Genomic DNA, 14372 nt, shown 5'->3' with positions numbered 1-14372 from the left:
ATTGTTAAAATAGAGTAAACATCGTGATTGCTCGACGCAATGCAAAAGCGGCAGTTTATGGATTGATTGTTTTTATAGTTAATTATACCCACTGATATTCACCGAGCGTATTATTCATACTTTCGAATGAATCTGGCCGCTTCCGTATACCGCACATTTGCGCAACGCCTATTTGTGTCTTACGTTTTACTGTAGGGTAATGGGAAAACACGAATCAATGCCGTTATTTAAGAAGTCATTAGCTAGCTCCAACGTCACCAACCGAACGCCTTGGAAAATTGCCATCATTGATGACGAAGAAGGTGTGCACGACGTCACAAAACTGACGCTAAAGACATTTAATTTCGAGGATCGCCCGGTTGAATTTTTGTCAGCTTATAGCGGCGAAGAAGGCCTTACCCTCTTTAGAGAAACACCAGATATTGCGTTAGCCTTTGTCGACGTCGTTATGGAAACAGACGATGCGGGATTAAAGCTTGTTGATGCAATTCGCAATGAACTCAATAATCACACTACTCGATTAATTCTACGCACAGGGCAGCCCGGTCAAGCCCCCGAAGAAGACGTTATTCGTTCCTACGACATTAACGATTACAAAGCGAAAACCGAGTTGTCGTCAATAAAACTAAAATCCTGCGTGTATACCGCTATTCGTTCTTTTCGTGATATTAGAACCATCGAGCGCGGCAAACGGGGTATGGAGGAAGTGCTACAGTCGTCATCTTCAGTGTTGGCCAGCCAATCTCTCTCTCAGTTTGGCTCTGCGGTTTTAAAACAAATTCTTACCTTGCTTAATCTCAATAATTCAGTGTTGTACCTAACCACACAACACACCGATTTGTACGGTGACACCAAGATGACCGTGCTGGGTGCCAGTGGCGATCTCTTAACCCTGTGTGAGCCTGGCATATCTACTCATATTCCTCCAGATATTGAAGAGAAAGTGGCCCTTGTGTTGAAAAGTAAAAGCCATTATCAGTCGGATACGCTTTTCATAGGGTATTACCCTTCAGGGCAAGACAGCCACAACATTTTGTATGTAAAACTGGACGGCCCACTTAATGAGGTACAAAGAAAAACGTTGGAAATGTTTGCTTCTAACGTGGCGGTTATATTTCAAAATCTCACGCAAAAAGAAGACATTCAGCAAACCCAGAAAGAACTGATAATGGTGTTAAGCGACGCCATAGAAATGCGCAGTAAAGAAACCGGTGGCCACGTACGGCGGGTTATACTCATGACCGAGTTTTTGGCTGAAAAGCTCTTTATGCCCCAAGAATTCATTGACACCATCCGCTACGCATCAGCCCTTCATGACGTGGGAAAAATCAGTATTCCTGAAAGCATACTGCACAAACCTGGCAAGCTTGATCCCCAAGAGTGGGAAGTGATGAAAACCCATGCTCAAAAAGGCTATGAACTCTTAGCAGATTCCGATCGAATAGTGGCAAAAATGGGCGCAATCATCGCTAAAACACACCATGAAAGATGGGACGGTAAAGGCTACCCCGAAGGTTTAGCCGGAGATGACATTCCCATAGAAGGTCGCATTATGGCCATTGTTGATGTGGTGGATGCGCTCTTGTCGAAACGGTGTTATAAACCCGCATGGAGCGGAAGTCAGGTAAAGGCATACCTTGAAGAAAACGCAGGCGCACAGTTTGACCCTCTCATCACCAAAATCTTGCTTGAAAATTTCGACAAAATCCTTGAAATTCGCGCACAACAACCGGATGAAGAAGAATGAGAGAAGTCCTTGAGTTAATTTTGCTGCGGGTAAGCCAAAGTACAGATATTGACCAAGGAGAGTTAGCGTTAGCCTCACGCCTTATCATTGATTCTGTATGCGAAGGGTTAAAAATTAGCCGTGCGGGCATTTGGCTATATGACAATACGCAATCAAAAATTAACTGCAAGCTACTGATAGACAAGGGCAACGATTTAGACAGTGAAAGTTTGGCCCTTAGCCGCGATGATTTCCCAAATTACTTTAAGGCACTAAACAAAGAACGAAGTATTGCCGCCAATGATGCTAAGACAGACCCTGCCACTGCAGAGTTTGCCGACGTTTACCTGTCACCATTAAACATTGCGTCTATGTTAGATGTGCCCATTCGCCATAGAGGTAAAATGATTGGCATTATATGCTGCGAACATCAGGGTAAGCCTAGGCAATGGCACGCCGATGAAATTGTATTTGCCGGTTCATTGGCCGACCTGTATGGGCGCGCGGTAAGTGCAAATGAGCGAGCCGACTACCAAGCCCAATTGCTAGAAGCAAACCAAACCCTTGAAAACAAAGTTAAAGCCCGCACCGCAGAATTAGAAGCGACCTTGCTAACACTAGAACAAGCACAAGAAAAACTTGTTGAGTCGGAAAAAATGGCCGCATTGGGCAACTTGGTGGCAGGCATTGCGCACGAGGTAAATACACCACTGGGTATTGCGCTAACGGCAGTGAGTAATTGCAAAGAAGAATTAAAGCGCGTATATCGCGACTTTGAGGGCGACAAACTTACAGAACAAGGCTTCCGCGACTTTAATGCCAATAGCGCAGAAGGATTAAACCTTGCTGAAGTGAGCCTAATGCGTGCTGCAAAGCTAATTCAAGATTTCAAACGCACATCGGCAGACCAAACATCACTAGAAATTCAAGAAATAGCACTCGACGAGTACATACCTGCTGTGTGTAATCCTCTGGGGCCTATGCTTAAAAAAGAACGTATATCCCTGTCTATGGATATTGAGCCTCACCTTAGGCTTACCACCTGCCCAGGAATAATTGCGCAACTGCTCACGAATTTAATATCCAATGCCCAACGCCATGCTTTTAGCGCGCAGCAAGAAGACGCGCAACTCCCCCCTTCACACAACCGCAGTATTCACCTTGACTGCAAACGAAGAGGAAACCATATTTCGATTTGCGTAAGTGACAACGGAAAAGGCATTCCCGACCACCTACATAAAAAAGTATTCGAACCTTTCTACACCACCGCCCGAAATCAGGGAGGCACGGGCTTAGGGTTACCCATTCTGTTCAATCTAGTCAATCAAAAGCTTAACGGCGAAATTACACTCACGTCTGCCCCGAATAAGGGCACGAAAGTGGATGTGATGATCCCGGTCAGTTAACGCGATTAACGTCACAAAAATACGATTAATTTCATGTGCCCTTGAATTTTGCGCTATGGTTAATCATCACATCCGCTTTGCTGATGTGAAACGACAGAACAGAAAAAAGAACAGGGAATAGAATAATAATGAGATTACTTTTATCCACCATAATAGTGGCGTGCATTTCGGCTTGTAGCGGCGAAGTGCCCGGGCCTGAAGCTAAGTCACAAGCAGAAAAACTCACCCGTGAAGGCCCAGCCACATTCGCCACCTATGACGTGCTGTTTGGCGGAACAAATGTAGGTGCGCTGACCGTCACCGAAAACGGCACCAAAGTGTCGATCGACTTTGGGTTCAGTAACAATGGGCGGGGCGCCAGTAGCCAGGAAACTATCCTACGTTCGGAAACTGGCATCCCCATCAGTTGGACAATCACCGGCAAAACCACCTTTGGCAATCAGGTTAACGAGAACTTCGAGATGGTTGACGGCAGAGCAAGTTGGTCGTCGGCGGCAGGAAGTAGTAATGCTGAAGATGGCGAGATGCAAAACAATGAACGAAAACCCTTGTATATCGCGCAAGATCCCAGCCCATACGCGTATTATGTATACGCAAAAACCGTGTTAGACGCAGGCGGCGAACCCTACCCCGCCCTGCCCTCAGGCAAGGTGACAGTAACGGCGCTGCGCCAACTTGATTTAAACACGGATGACGAAAAAATCATTAAGGCAACCTTGTATGCGGTAGGCGGAATTGATCTCAATCCCACCTATGTACTACTTGACGGCCAACATGCCTTTTTAGGCGTGGTATCGCCACGTTTTGCTGTTTTACCTAATGATTTGTCTCAACAGGATAAGGCATTACGCGAACTGGCCGCTAACTTAAACAGTGAACGATACGAAAACATTGCAAGCAATGTGACACACCAATATGAACTCCCCGTGCGCGTGAACAATGTGCATATTTTTAACCCCCATACGCTTTCTCTATCACCACTAAGCTCTGTGGTTGTCACGGATAATACCATTACCGCCATAGAGCCTGCGGTAAAGCAACCTCTGCCAGGAGAAGTCACCATTGAGGGGAACGGCGGCACCGTGGTGGCGGGTTTGTATGATATGCATGGTCACATGGGTGATAACCAAGCTTTGCTCAATGTAATGGCGGGTGTTACCGGCGTGCGAGATATGGGGAATGAAGATGACGTACTACATGCCCTAATTGACAAAATAGACAGTGGCACGCTGATTGGACCTACCATCACAAAAAGCGGGTTTATTGAAGGGGTGAGTGATTACAGTGCGGCCACAGGTGAACTCGCCTCAACGAAAGATGACGCCCTTGCTTTGATAAGAGATTATGCAGATAAAGGCTACTGGCAAATTAAAATTTACAACTCCATGAATGGCGAATGGGTACCAGACATGGTGAAAGAAGCCCATGATTTAGGGCTTCGTGTAGCTGGCCACGTACCTGCATTTTATCGCGCTGATCAAATGATTGAGGCAGGCTATGACGAGTTAACCCACATTAACCAGATAATGCTGGGATGGGTGCTTAACCCTGAAGAAGATACGCGCACGCTGTTTAGAATAACCGGTATGAAACGCTTTGCTGATTTAGATTTAAATAGCGAAAAAGTACGACACACCCTTAACCTAATGGTTGAAAACAACATTGCCCACGACCCCACGGCTGTTATTCATGAATACGCCATGAAAGGCCGTAATGGCATCACTAACAATGCCGTTGTAGATTACATTGACCACATGCCAGTTAGCGAGCAAAGAAGTGCTAAGTCAGCCATGCTAAACGTGGCTGACGAGGCTGAGGATAAAGCCTATCGCGCGGCTTTCGATAAGATTATGGCTACCCTATCACTCATGCATGAAAAAGGTATTTTTCTAGTACCAGGCACAGACATGGGTGGCGCGTTCTATTTACACAGAGAACTAGAATTGTTTGAACAAATAGGCATGAGCCCTGCCGAAGTGCTTAAACGAGGCTCTTTCGATATGGCGCAATACCTTGGGCATCAAGATAGAGGCGCTATTGAAGTAGGCAAAACCGCAGACTTTTTCTTAACACCCGGAGACCCAACTCAAGAATTAAAAGCAATAAAAACTATTGCGATGGTAGTCACCCAAGGGAAGTTTTTCTATCCCACTGAAGTTTATCCAGAATTTGGCATCTTGCCATTTACAGAGATACCCAATATTACTGAACAAAATCAATAATCTACATGTATACAGTAAGGAAGACTTATCATGAAAAGACGACACAGCGTATTTAACCATTGGCTTTGCAGCGTGCTTATATCGCTAGCCTGCGTACTCCCTGCGAAAGCCGCTAACGACATAAACATACACTACGAAAAATTCACCTTAGATAATGGCCTTACCGTTATTGTGCATGAAGATCGTAAAGCCCCGGTGGTTGCCGCGGCAGTGTGGTACAAGGTGGGGTCGAAAGATGAGCCGCTAGGGAAATCTGGCTTTGCTCACCTGTTTGAACACCTTATGTTTAACGGCACTGAAAACTACGACGACGAATGGTTTAAACCCCTTCAAGAGGTAGGTGCTACCGGGTTAAATGGCACCACCAGCTTCGACCGCACCAATTACTTTCAAACGGTTCCTACCCCTGCATTAGAACGTATTTTGTGGATGGAATCAGACAGAATGGGGCATCTTTTAGGTGCAATCACCCAAGAAAAATTAGATGAACAACGAGGGGTAGTACAAAACGAGAAGCGCCAAAGCGAAGACCAGCCTTACGGATCGCTACTTACCCATGCGGTAAAAGCATTGTTCCCTGACGAACACCCCTATTCGCACACCGTTATAGGCTCAATGGAAGATTTAAACTCAGCATCACTGGACGATGTGAAAGCATGGTTTAACGAGTATTACGGGCCCAATAATGCCATATTGGTATTAAGTGGCGATATCAACGCTGCGCAGGCCAAACCTATGGTAGAAAAATACTTTGGTGATATTGAACCTGGGCCGGCCTTGGCAAAATGGCAGTCTTGGGTGCCTGAGCGCAATGCTAATACCCGCCAAGTTGTGCAAGACAAAGTACCACAAACCCGTATTTACCGGCTGTGGGTCTCGCCAGAAAATACTAGCCCTACTGCCACCGATTTGTACATTGCTGCCAGCGTGATGGGTGATGGTAAAAACTCACGGATGTATAAAGAGCTAGTGTACAACCAGCAAATTGCTACCAATGCGTCGGTGTTTAACTATGAGCAGAAACTGGCCTCTATTTTTGGCATTAGTGTAGATGTAAAACAAGGCGAAGACCCAGCTGTTGTTGAACGAGAAATGGACAAAATCATCAACCAATTTTTGAAAAAAGGCCCGACGAAAGATGAAGTAAAACTGGTGTCGACAAAGCGCAAAGCTGCAATGATTCGAGGGTTAGAAGAAGTAGGTGGATTTGGCGGTAAAGCAGATACCTTAGCAAGCGGCGAATTTGTAGCCAACGACCCTAACTATTTTAAAACCGAGCTAAAGGAACTGGCCAATACAACGCCGAAAAAAGTAAAAGCTGCCGCACAACAATGGCTGAGCGACGGCTGGCATCAAATTACCTATATCCCTTTTGCTGAACATGCCGCCACCAGTGACGGTGTAGATAGAAGCACAGGTTTGCCTGCTATCACCTCGGAAACACAGCTGTCTTTCCCCAACGTTGAAGTAACCACCCTATCGAACGGCATAAAACTGGTATTTGCTAATCGTAGTACAGTGCCCTTGGTTAATATTGCCATGCAATTTGATGCAGGATACGCAGCAGACGCAGGCGGTAAACTTGGTTAGCGGAGTTTACTACCCGCATGCTAGATGAAGGCGCAGGTAAATATGATGCCCTTGAGCTCGCCGCTGAACTAGAGCAATTAGGGGTGGAGTTACGCAGCGGTTCTAACCTAGACACCACCACGGTGCGCATGTCGGTTTTAAAAGAAAACATGAGTGATGCTGTGGCATTAATGGGTGACATTATCACTGCTCCAACGTTCGCAAAAGAAGAAATTGAACGCCAGCGCACCCTCATTTTAAACAGCATTGCGCAACAGAAATCTCGCCCGGTGAGTATAGCCTTAACCCTACTTCCACCGCTTATTTACGGTGACGGCCACGCTTATGGCATTCCATTTACCGGGACAGGCACAGAAGCGGACGTAAGCGCCATCACCCGCCAAGATTTAATCAACTTTAAGGACACGTGGCTTCGCCCCGATAACGCCACCCTCTTTGTGGTGGGTGATACTTCTCTTGATGAAGTAAAAACGGTGTTAGAAGACGAGTTTGGGAAGTGGCAAGCTAAGGGAAGTAAAGGGATAAAGCAAATTGCGCAAGCTAGCCTCCCTGAACAAGGTAGAACCATAATCATCGACCGCCCTGGCTCTCAGCAATCGCTTATTCTTGCTGCACATTTAGCCCCTCCCACAGGTATAGACAACAACATTGCCATAGAAACCATGAACCAAACACTGGGTGGCGCATTTACCGCTAGGGTGAATATGAATTTGCGTGAAGACAAAGGCTGGGCTTATGGCGCCTATACCTTTTTGCAAGATGCTCGCGGCCAACGACCATTTATGGTGTACGCCCCTGTGCAAACCGACAAAACTGGCGCGTCCTTGCTTGAACTCAAAAAAGAGCTCAATAGCTACTTAGGTGATAAACCACCTATGCCCGACGAGCTTGAACGTGCACGTTTAGACCAAGTGCGTTCACTGCCTGGCCAATATGAAACGTCAACTGCCGTGTTGGGAAGCTTACTATCGAGTAGCCGTTTTAATCGCCCCTATAACTACCCAGAAACCTTGGTAGAACAATACAATGCGCTTACCTTAGACGACCTTGAAAAAGCCGCCGCGCAAGTCGTGATGCCCGGCAAGTTAACCTGGTTAATTATTGGCGATGCTGAAAAAATTAAGGAAGAAGTAGAAGCAGCCGGTGTAGGGCCTGTATCAGTGCAAAGCATGAGCAGCTTATAAAGCTAACAGATAGACAAGGTGCAAAGTACACATGGCTCTTGGATAGCCAATGTACTTTGCACGTTTAAGTGTTATTTCTTAATGTGCACGTTTAACGCTGGTTAGAACTAAAAGCAGACTTCATTTGGTTAGCAAAAGCCACAAATTTTTCCTTAATCGTGCGTTTCAAACCCACGTCTACACCTCCCATCATTACAAAGCCTTCAATGGTGATGGTTGGGGCTTGCCTGTTAGCAATGGACGGCGCCTTATTATCTAGCCCACCCATGAAGCAAAATGCCTTTGTAACCACATTGACGTTTTCAGGCACCTTAATATCAATGCCCCCCATTACGCACAACGCTTTTATCGTAACGTTAGATGACGTAAAAATAGCATCTGAAAAATCTATATCCGCGCCGCCCATTAAGCACAATACTTTGATTTCTTTTGGAACTTCCCACATGCCTGTGCGGTTAGATCCTCCCAACACGTTTATCATGGTTTCGGTTTCAGGAATATCGCTGCTGGCGTAATTAATACTAAATTGCTGCTGCTTTCGGTTGTTAAATTGGTCGTCTACATTCATGGTTAAATCTGACGCCAAATCAACAATTTCTTGATGTGATTGACTGGCCATAGCGGCGTCAAGGCGACGCTCAAAAGCTTCTGCGGATATCACGCCGTGACTATAGTGATAAATGAGTTTATCGATGACTTCTTCACGTACTTGCTCTATGGGGCGATCTTCCAATTTTACAGTCATAGTAAGTTCCAAAAGAGATTGGTTTTTTGTTTAACGCTTAACAAGCAATTGCCTAGCCAATTATTAATTTTATATAAATCATAAACTTACAAATACCATGAATTTTAACGGTTACGTTAACGCCATAATATGGTGAATTTGACGCCTTATTAGCGAAGTTTGTCATAATAAAAGTAAACGTACGCTACCGCTAATAGCCCACACGCTATCCGAAAACTACACCTCGCTCCCAACAGCAGTCATATTAACAAGTGAGTCCTTCCGGTATAACGCAACATACTCATTATTATAAAAAAAGTGTGAGTAGCGATAAATTTAAGCTACATTACGCTTGCCCTATTTACAGTTAATAAGGCGAGGAAGAATGAAAAACACAAGGAGAACATATGCAACAGCGAGATCGTGCCGTTTTTGTTGGGGACAAATATTGTTCCTATAGCGGCAACGCACTAGAGGATGCCCCTCAGCTTAAACACTTAGATGACATTGCACCTGATGCCTTCGCAACACTAAAAACCGCCTATGAAAACGCATGGACAGTAACAGGTAGAGTCACCTCCAGCTATTTGTATAAACGAAACTACTCTTCCAGCAACGCCAATCTTACCCACAGTTTTTGGTGGATAGCGCTTTGCGATAAAAACGATCAACTTCACCAATTCAGTTTGGATGCTGAGAGTCGTGTTTTTGAGAATATTAAGAAAGGGGATGTGCTTTCTGTTGTCTTTCCTACCAGCCTAACGCTCACACACCAAATCATGGGTCGAGAAGCCAAAGCGCGTGTTACCGACGACACCAAAGTGCCAGCTGCGGTAGTGCACAGAGACGAGAATCAGCAATATAACATTGATAGCTGGTTTACCCCCTCAGACCGCCCTAAGTCGTACTGGTTTGTATTAACCTTTATTTTGGCGATGTTTGGTTTTGGTTCGGTGCTTGGCGCTGGCCCAGAGATGTTGGGGGGCGCTCTTCTCGTTGCATTCGTTACGTTTTTGCTAGAGTACGTAGCTAATGGAAATAAACATGAAAAGCAGCTGGAAAAACACGCCACCTTGACCGGTGCCATGGACGCGTTCTTAAACGTAACTAAAAAACAACTTGGGTTTCATTTAGCGGCGCGCGAGCACATGCCAAGTGATATATTTTGCCACCGGTGTGAAGAGCGCATTGCAAGTGATAGCGTGTTCTGCGCCTCTTGCGGTTCACAGCAAAATACCGATTCAAGCCGCGTTCAAACAACCAATGTTGCCGCTATTGAGAGCGACTTACTAGGCCAGTTTCATGTAGATTATAGTGAAGCCTACACCCATAAACGGGTGTTGGGAAAGGATCAGGACTGTGAGGTAAACGTATCTTGTATGCTTGCAAAGGTGGTGTCTAGGGATACTAGCTCGAATGTCAGTGATGTCACTACCACCAAAACCACCACCCGCAGTTACGATGTTTATCACGGCAACCGGTATCAACGTACAGAAACCGAAACGAGTGTAAGCAGTAACCGTCTTCGACAGTCGAAAATGACAGGGAAGCTCGTTATTAAATTAGCAAACGATGAAATACGTGAGCAAGGCTTTGCTGAAGACATTATTGGCGGCTTAGATGAAGGTGACTGGTTTATCTATGCCAGAGCCGATGCACAATTTCCCGTGTCATCGCACAACCGTGAATATGCGTATAATTTGTCGCAAAACCACCACTTCACCACCAGCACCTTTAAAAGCTACAGTGGGCCAAGCGCCATAGCCAAGTGGATAGTATTATTGGTGCTATTTACAGGCGGCAACTGGCTATGGTCGGCCAACGCATTAGATATTCTTATACAATTTCAAGAGTACGCTTTTGCAGAAGAACTGAGCTATTACATGCCGATAGTGGAAAACATACCACTGATTGTGTTTGCGCTACTCAACGTTTACTGGTTTGTTCGAACGCTGGCGGTTAGCGCGCAAAACAGAAAAGCGAGAGAATCTATCTTGTCACGCTTAAGTGATACCTTAAAGCAGTTTGAAATCGAGTTACCGCAACTGCAAGAAAAAATAAAACGTATATCTTAAGCTTATTGAGGGCGGTGCTCACCGCCCTTTTTCCTTGTGACATGAAGCGCTTCATGCACACTAAAACAGCGGAATGACGTGTTTCAGCCTCGCGATATCGCCCATAATAGCATGGGAATATCACCTAATGTATTTTTACTGTATTTAGGCTTTGACGATGCGCTAGACAAACTAAATACTAATGCCCCCACCCCCATACCTGAGCCTGCCAGTAAAAACTCCAATCGGTTTTTAGGCGTAGTGCTGTGAAGAGACAAAATTACCTTTTCTCCCCAAGAGTCAGCCCCCGCATCAGATAACGTACCAAACACCCCCTTGTTGAATGGCGTGCTGTATTCTCTATCGCTAAGCGGTAAGTGAATAGGGTCTAAAGGAAACGCGTCGGGCCTGTTTAAATAGCGCTTTCCGTACCGAAAGCGCCCTATTTTAGTGTCTTCGTCTACGAGTGTGACCCCACAAGGAATTGGTTTGTCCTCTAATCCATCAATGAATACATAAGCTTTAGAAGTCATTGTTTAATTCCTGCACGTCTTTTCTCGACTTTCGAGAAAGCGCAGTAGTTTGCTGTGCTAACCGTTGCTCTATTACCTCTTGAAAGTCTTCTATTACCCCTAAATGCTCAAGCACATTAAACAGTGTTTCTGCATTAACCGCTTTGCCATTTTCTATAGATGAGATGGTGTTACGCCCAACCCCCACCCGTTGACCCAGTTCCGTTTGATCCATGGTAACAGAGCGTAGAGAAACAACCAGCTTACCAATGGCACTAAGAAGGATGTCGGTTTTTTGCATGATATATTAAACATAAGACTATTAATGCATAAAATATAGCGCAATCAAACGAGAAATCAATGTTTATTAATTTGTGCATAAATAGGCTTATGCACAAAATAAAAGGCAGGCAATGCGCGTAGAGAAGAATTTGATTGAGAAAGAATGATAAGCAGGGGGAGAGCATATTACGTCAATATGTACTCTGACCCCATTATTGTGAGTTTTAGTAGGCAGTTAGTGACTTGGCTGAACGTGCAATACGCCCACTTCCACTTTCACCACTTCCACTGTGGCGCCTTTTGGCAGTGATGATGAAGATTTGATGGTCCAGGCAACGCCTGAAAAGCGCGCGGTTCCGGGTTGACCGGGCGCGACATCGCTGTCTAAGTCGAACTGAGTACCAATCCAATCAGATTTAACCTCTTTGGGCGCACGGTCTCGTTGAAGCAATTTCAACGGCCGCCAAAGCGCAAAGGTAAGTACCGCATCAAGAACAGCTATAGCAATAAGTGCATCTAACATGGCCTCGTCGATTACACCCACGTACATAAGGCCAGATGTTAATAGCAGTGAAATACCTAGCGTGAGTAACAATATGGTGGTGAAGCCCATCACCACCTCAATAATCAGCAGCAATAACCCAAAACCAAGTAAAAAGTGGGGTAAATTGGTAAACATATTATCCATAGTTACCCCTTCTTGCCTATTGCGTTTGCAATTGTCATGGCTTGTGCAACTACATTGCCTATTTCAGTGCCGCTGTCAGGCAGTAACACGATAGAAGACTCTTTCGCAATTTTCTCTTTTGCCTGAATAGCGCCTTTTGCTAGGTCAAGCTGCACCGCTTTTTGCCCTTCTTCAGTGGCGGCCGCTTTACCTACAGTTTCAATCGCTTCAGCATCTGCTTGTGCCACGCGAATAATAGCTTGTGCTTCACCGTCTGCTTTTAATATTTGCTCTTCTCTATCGGCTTCTGCGGCAAGTACTATGGCTTGTTTATCACCTTCAGCACGGTTAATGGCGGCTTGCCTATCCCCTTCCGACTCTAAAATTTGCGCTCGCTTCAAGCGCTCGGCCTTCATTTGCTGTTCCATTGCATCTAATACTGAATTTGGCGGGTTAATGTCTTTTAGCTCGTAACGTAATACCTGAACCCCCCAGGGCGCAGCGGCTTCGTTCAATGCCGACACAATATTCGTATTTAATAGGTCCCGCTCTTCAAAGGTTTTATCTAACTCCATTTTACCCAGTTCGGAACGCATAGTGGTTTGCGCTAATTGCGTTACCGCAAACACATAGTCTTCTACACCATAGGTGGCTTTGTAAGGGTCGACCACTTTAAAATACAACACACCATCTACGCTTAAGGTAATGTTATCTTTCGTAATAGCTGATTGCTCAGGCACGTCACCCGCTTGCTCTTTCAAAGAGCGATTAGCCGCAACCGTATCAATAAAGGGCACGATAAAGTTTAAACCGGCTTCCAACGTGGTGTTGTACTTGCCGAAACGCTCAATAATAAACGCGCGGTTTTGAGGCACGAATTTAATTGACGATTTAAGGCCAATAACAATTAACACAAGTAAAATAACTTGATACGAAAACACGTAATCTAAAACAGTTTCTAATTCCATTTATGTACTCCTAAACAGTTAATACAACGGCGTTCTTTCACGGTTATACCACAAAAATAAAACATCTAGGGTCGTTAAATTGTCAGGAAACGTTACAGGGCTCTTCATCATTAACGGGGGACATCCGCATTCATTAAACTGATTTTGCGAAGAATCATTTAATGGAGAGTACAGATGTCCCACGCAGGTACTATTTTAGGCATAAGTGAGTTAGAAATAGAACGTGTTCATCGACATGATTTTATTGAAGTGTGGGCGAAGCCTACTAAAAAGCCTCTATGCAAGCATTGTGAGAGTCGACATTTACGCATAAAAGCCACACATAAGCGCACTGTAAAGCACACGCGTCAAGGTAATCAGGTGCTAACGCTACATTTAAAGGTGCCTAAGTATCATTGTCGATGCTGTGGTCGTTATTTCAGGCATCCTTTTGTTGGGATTCGGCCTCGCTATCGGGCATCAGAGTGCTTTCGCTTGGAAGTCTTTGAGGCGCACCACGGCGGTGTTACGCAGCGTGGCATCTCACGCACACATCGCATTAGTCCAACTACGGTAGAGCGGTGGTACCAATCTCATATCAGCCAAAAATATAAAGAGATTATCAGTCGCCCCTGCCCCGAGATGTTGGGCATAGACGAACACTTCTTCACGCGCAAAAAGGGCTACGCCACTACGTTAGTGGATTTACGTAACCGCAACGTTTTTGATGTGAAGTTGGGGCGTTCTGAGCTGAGCTTACGCAGCTATCTACGCCATTTACCCGGCAAAGAAAACGTGCGACTCATCGCTATGGATTTGTCCGAAACGTATCGCAGCATTGCTAAAAAGTACTTTCCTAACGCGACAATCGTCGCTGACCGCTTTCATGTCGTGCGATTGATAAACCATCATTTTTTGAAAGCATGGCAAATACAGCACCCCGAGGGGCGAAAGAATCGTGGCTTACTGAGTTTAATGCGACGGGCTCTTCATCATTAACGGGGGACATCCGCATTCATTAAACTGATTTTGCGAAGAATCATTTAATGGAGAGTACA

General features: G+C 45.3%; 11 protein-coding genes and 1 pseudogene. 7 read left to right on the top strand and 5 right to left on the bottom strand.

Annotated features, from left to right (window positions below; translation table 11 throughout):
* The first annotated feature begins 217 nt into the window (after positions 1-217).
* The 5 genes from IUA53_RS07395 (at position 218) to IUA53_RS20265 (ending at position 8128) form a co-directional block, all read left to right on the top strand.
* The gene (locus tag IUA53_RS07395; protein WP_044447843.1) at positions 218-1747 is read left to right on the top strand and encodes a DUF3369 domain-containing protein; all 1530 of its coding nucleotides are present in this window, start codon (positions 218-220) and stop codon (positions 1745-1747) included.
* A complete protein-coding gene (locus tag IUA53_RS07390; protein WP_196898961.1) occupies positions 1744-3132 on the top strand; it encodes a sensor histidine kinase in 1389 nt (462 codons plus the stop codon). Before IUA53_RS07395 ends, IUA53_RS07390 begins: the two co-directional genes overlap by 4 nt.
* A gap of 128 nt (positions 3133-3260) precedes the next feature.
* Positions 3261-5354 carry an amidohydrolase family protein gene (locus tag IUA53_RS07385; RefSeq protein ID WP_196898959.1) on the top strand — a complete coding sequence of 698 codons (2094 nt, stop codon included), beginning with the start codon at positions 3261-3263 and terminating at the stop codon, positions 5352-5354.
* 30 nt (positions 5355-5384) lie between these two features.
* Entirely contained in the window at positions 5385-6944 is a 1560-nt protein-coding gene (locus tag IUA53_RS20270) for a M16 family metallopeptidase (RefSeq protein WP_231401279.1), read from the top strand.
* 17 nt (positions 6945-6961) lie between these two features.
* Positions 6962-8128 carry a M16 family metallopeptidase gene (locus IUA53_RS20265; protein ID WP_231401278.1) on the top strand — a complete coding sequence of 389 codons (1167 nt, stop codon included), beginning with the start codon at positions 6962-6964 and terminating at the stop codon, positions 8126-8128.
* 91 nt (positions 8129-8219) lie between these two features.
* Here IUA53_RS20265 and IUA53_RS07375 read toward each other — a convergent pair whose 3' ends face one another.
* Positions 8220-8873: a DUF1707 SHOCT-like domain-containing protein gene (locus tag IUA53_RS07375; protein ID WP_196898958.1), complete on the bottom strand. Its 654-nt coding sequence runs from the start codon at positions 8871-8873 to the stop codon at positions 8220-8222.
* A gap of 386 nt (positions 8874-9259) precedes the next feature.
* Here IUA53_RS07375 and IUA53_RS07370 point away from each other — a divergent pair, with 386 nt between their 5' ends.
* Positions 9260-10927, top strand: a complete 1668-nt coding sequence (locus IUA53_RS07370) for a hypothetical protein (protein ID WP_196898956.1) — start codon at positions 9260-9262, stop codon at positions 10925-10927.
* Between the two features lie 83 nt (positions 10928-11010).
* On the opposite strand, the gene IUA53_RS07365 is transcribed toward IUA53_RS07370, so the two are convergent.
* From IUA53_RS07365 to IUA53_RS07350, 4 genes are all read right to left on the bottom strand, one after another.
* A complete protein-coding gene (locus IUA53_RS07365) occupies positions 11011-11439 on the bottom strand; it encodes a HipA N-terminal domain-containing protein (protein ID WP_196898955.1) in 429 nt (142 codons plus the stop codon).
* The gene (locus IUA53_RS07360) at positions 11429-11719 is read right to left on the bottom strand and encodes a helix-turn-helix transcriptional regulator (RefSeq protein WP_196898952.1); all 291 of its coding nucleotides are present in this window, start codon (positions 11717-11719) and stop codon (positions 11429-11431) included. Before IUA53_RS07360 ends, IUA53_RS07365 begins: the two co-directional genes overlap by 11 nt.
* 216 nt (positions 11720-11935) lie before the next feature.
* Positions 11936-12388, bottom strand: coding sequence for an NfeD family protein (locus IUA53_RS07355; protein WP_196898948.1), 453 nt, complete (start codon positions 12386-12388; stop codon positions 11936-11938).
* Between the two features lie 2 nt (positions 12389-12390).
* On the bottom strand, positions 12391-13335 hold the full coding sequence (locus tag IUA53_RS07350) for a slipin family protein (protein ID WP_044057416.1): 945 nt from the start codon (positions 13333-13335) through the stop codon (positions 12391-12393).
* Between the two features lie 174 nt (positions 13336-13509).
* Here IUA53_RS07350 and IUA53_RS07345 point away from each other — a divergent pair.
* Positions 13510-14298: pseudogene (locus IUA53_RS07345) on the top strand (transposase); the annotation flags it as partial.
* Between the last annotated feature and the right edge of the window lie 74 nt (positions 14299-14372).

Source organism: Alteromonas sp. B31-7 (assembly GCF_015767655.1).
Taxonomy (GTDB): Bacteria; Pseudomonadota; Gammaproteobacteria; order Enterobacterales; family Alteromonadaceae; genus Alteromonas; species Alteromonas australica.
The sequence above is the reverse complement of the archived record's forward strand: the minus strand, read 5'-3'. Positions and strand labels throughout refer to the sequence as shown.

Bases quoted from the DNA above. Each gene is read 5' to 3' on its own strand.
- IUA53_RS07395 (WP_044447843.1), top strand. From the start codon at position 218: ATGCCGTTATTTAAGAAGTCATTAGCTAGCTCCAACGTCACCAACCGA.
- IUA53_RS07390 (WP_196898961.1), top strand. From the start codon at position 1,744: ATGAGAGAAGTCCTTGAGTTAATTTTGCTGCGGGTAAGCCAAAGTACA.
- IUA53_RS07385 (WP_196898959.1), top strand. From the start codon at position 3,261: ATGAGATTACTTTTATCCACCATAATAGTGGCGTGCATTTCGGCTTGT.
- IUA53_RS20270 (WP_231401279.1), top strand. From the start codon at position 5,385: ATGAAAAGACGACACAGCGTATTTAACCATTGGCTTTGCAGCGTGCTT.
- IUA53_RS20265 (WP_231401278.1), top strand. From the start codon at position 6,962: ATGCTAGATGAAGGCGCAGGTAAATATGATGCCCTTGAGCTCGCCGCT.
- IUA53_RS07375 (WP_196898958.1), bottom strand. From the start codon at position 8,873: ATGACTGTAAAATTGGAAGATCGCCCCATAGAGCAAGTACGTGAAGAA.
- IUA53_RS07370 (WP_196898956.1), top strand. From the start codon at position 9,260: ATGCAACAGCGAGATCGTGCCGTTTTTGTTGGGGACAAATATTGTTCC.
- IUA53_RS07365 (WP_196898955.1), bottom strand. From the start codon at position 11,439: ATGACTTCTAAAGCTTATGTATTCATTGATGGATTAGAGGACAAACCA.
- IUA53_RS07360 (WP_196898952.1), bottom strand. From the start codon at position 11,719: ATGCAAAAAACCGACATCCTTCTTAGTGCCATTGGTAAGCTGGTTGTT.
- IUA53_RS07355 (WP_196898948.1), bottom strand. From the start codon at position 12,388: ATGGATAATATGTTTACCAATTTACCCCACTTTTTACTTGGTTTTGGG.
- IUA53_RS07350 (WP_044057416.1), bottom strand. From the start codon at position 13,335: ATGGAATTAGAAACTGTTTTAGATTACGTGTTTTCGTATCAAGTTATT.